The organism is Rhizobium ecuadorense (assembly GCF_001187535.1).
GTDB lineage: Bacteria > Pseudomonadota > Alphaproteobacteria > Rhizobiales > Rhizobiaceae > Rhizobium > Rhizobium ecuadorense.
This window is the reverse complement of record NZ_LFIO01001003.1, coordinates 1-234: the sequence shown is the minus strand read 5'-3', so window position 1 is coordinate 234 and position 234 is coordinate 1. Positions and strand designations below refer to the sequence as shown.

1 protein-coding gene is annotated in these 234 nt (G+C 54.7%); it reads right to left on the bottom strand.

Going from position 1 to position 234, the window contains the following annotated elements:
• The coding region (locus AF337_RS40625; RefSeq protein WP_193393637.1) for an FAD-dependent oxidoreductase at positions 1–234 on the bottom strand (234 nt) is incomplete at both ends.

The window sequence follows — 234 nt, the reverse complement described above, 5'->3', positions numbered from 1 at the left end:
GATGTAGGAGCTTGTCCGACTAAAATGAAACGGATCCGAATCATTGCTTCGCAAAGCAGCATTCAACCCGGCTGCGAGCCCCTGAGCGGCTGCCTCTTCATATCCGGTGGTGCCATTGATCTGGCCGGCGAGAAACAGGCCTCTCAGCCGCTTGACCTCCAACGATGGCGTCAACTCTCTCGGATCGACATGATCATATTCGATCGCATAGCCCGGTTGCAGTATTCTTGCCAC